Origin of the sequence: Corynebacterium sp. HMSC04H06 (assembly GCF_001815935.1) — a bacterium.
GTDB lineage: Bacteria > Actinomycetota > Actinomycetes > Mycobacteriales > Mycobacteriaceae > Corynebacterium.
Map to the genome: position 1 here is coordinate 1 of NZ_KV823443.1, position 1,801 is coordinate 1,801.

At 71.1% G+C, this 1,801-nt stretch carries 4 protein-coding genes and 1 pseudogene; all 5 read left to right on the forward strand.

The annotated features are described in order from the left end of the window. Positions 1 to 385 (forward strand): annotated as a pseudogene (locus tag HMPREF3067_RS11385) (hypothetical protein); the annotation flags it as partial. Continuing rightward, positions 385 to 966, forward strand: a complete 582-nt coding sequence (locus tag HMPREF3067_RS08905) for a type II secretion system F family protein (protein ID WP_070769375.1) — start codon at positions 385 to 387, stop codon at positions 964 to 966. The pseudogene HMPREF3067_RS11385 and the gene HMPREF3067_RS08905, both read left to right, overlap by 1 nt. A gap of 115 nt (positions 967 to 1,081) precedes the next feature. Continuing rightward, positions 1,082 to 1,279, forward strand: coding sequence for a DUF4244 domain-containing protein (locus HMPREF3067_RS08910; RefSeq protein WP_070769376.1), 198 nt, complete (start codon positions 1,082 to 1,084; stop codon positions 1,277 to 1,279). A 3-nt stretch (positions 1,280 to 1,282) separates the two neighbouring features. Then, entirely contained in the window at positions 1,283 to 1,585 is a 303-nt protein-coding gene (locus HMPREF3067_RS08915; RefSeq protein WP_070769377.1) for a hypothetical protein, read from the forward strand. Then, positions 1,578 to 1,801 (forward strand): pilus assembly protein TadG-related protein (locus tag HMPREF3067_RS08920; RefSeq protein WP_246819281.1); only part of this gene is annotated, 224 nt, incomplete at its 3' end. The genes HMPREF3067_RS08915 and HMPREF3067_RS08920, both read left to right, overlap by 8 nt.

Here is a 1,801-nt window from a genome sequence, read left to right on the forward strand (position 1 = left end):
CGGGGTGGTCGCCGCCCGCGGCGGCAGCCTCCCGCAGGTGCTACAGGCCAGCCCGCGGCTGCGCGGCCTGGCCCAGCTGTGCGCGCTCAGCGACGACTACGGCATCCCCCTGGCCCGCCTGATGGAAAGCGCGCAGGCGCGCGTCGACGCCGCCCGCCGGCACTCCCAGGCCACCCAGGCGAGCCTCCAGGGCCCGCAGGCCACCGCCTACGTCCTGACCTGCCTGCCACTGGCGGGAATTGCTATGGGCGTGGTGATGGGCGCCGACCCGGTCGGCTTCCTCCTCGGCGGCGGGCTGGGCGGCGTCCTCTTGGTCCTCGGGGTGTTGCTGGCCTGCGCCGGTTTCGCGTGGTCGCGCTACCTCATCGGGAAGGCGGCCGGCTGATGAATGCACTGGCGTTTTCTTTGGGGCTGTCCTTGCTGCTGCTGGCCGGGGCGGTGGCGTGCCTGCCAACGGCGGCTGGCGCCCGGGTGCTGCCGAAGACCCCGCGCGATGGCCCATCGGCGCTCCTGCGGGGGATTTCGGAGCGCCTCACCACGCGACAGGGGCCCGACCCGCTGGATGTCGCCAGCGACGTCGAGCTCTTTGCCGCTTGCCTGCAGGCCGGGCTGTCCACCCAGCAGGCGGCCAGCGCCCTGGCCCGGGTAGGCCAACTATCCGAGCGCTGGGGCGAGGTGGCCGCGCTGCTCGCGGTGGGGGCCCGGGGGCAGCGGGCCTGGGGGCGGCTGGGCGTCGATGAGCTCGCCCACCTCGTGGTCATGTCGGGGCAGTCCGGCGCGGCGATCGCGCAGGGCTGTGAGCGCATCAGCCACACGCTGCGGGTTGATGCGCAGTCCCAGGCGACCGCGGCGGCGGAGCGGGCCGGCGTCTTCGTCGCCCTGCCGCTGGCCGTGTGCTTCCTGCCCGCCTTTGTGGTGCTGGGCTTGGTGCCGGTGGTGATAAGCCTCGGCGCGCAGCTGCTCTAACCGGGCAGCTCCAGCTTGTTCCTGTTCGCACGATTATTCATGCATCCATCCATATCCATCCGTACCCATCAATTCAGACAAGAACACAACAGCAAGAACACGAAAGGGAAATTCCATGAAAATTACCACCTACCTCCGCAAGAAGGCCTCGACCCTAGGTAACGAGGACGGGATGTCGACCATCGAATACGCCATGGGGAGCTTGGGGGCCGCGGCCCTGGCGGCGGTGCTCTACATGGTCATCAACAGCGGAGGGGTCTCCGACGCCATCGAGGGCATCATCACCGACGCCCTCTCGAACACCCCGGGCTAGACCATGCGCGATGATTCCGGTTCCGTCAGTATTGAGGCCGCCCTCGCCTTGTCCAGCCTGGTCATCGTGGCCGCTGCCATCCTGGGCGGTATCGCGACGCTGGCCGCGCACCTTTCTGCCGTCGATACCGCCGGCGCGGCTGCCCGCGCCCACGCCATCGGGGTGGACTACGTCCCGCCCCGGGGCGATATCGAGGTCGCGGTCAACGAGTCGGGCGGGCTGGTCACGGCCGAGGCCCGCGTGCCGGCGGTGCTGGGCACGATGAGCCACACCGCGGTCTTCCCGGCGGAGGTCTCCGGTGGATAGCCCGGCGCCAGCCCGCCGGCGGGTGGGCGCGCTCGCCCGGCAGGAGGATGGCTACGCCACCGTGACCGCGGCCGGAATCATCGTGGCCTTAGCCAGCGTCCTGCTGGCCGTGGCGGGGATCGCCGCGCACGTCATCGCCCGCCACGAGGCCCAGGTGGCCGCGGATCTCGCCGCGGTGGCCGGGGCCTACGCCCTGGCCACCGGCCAGGACGCCTG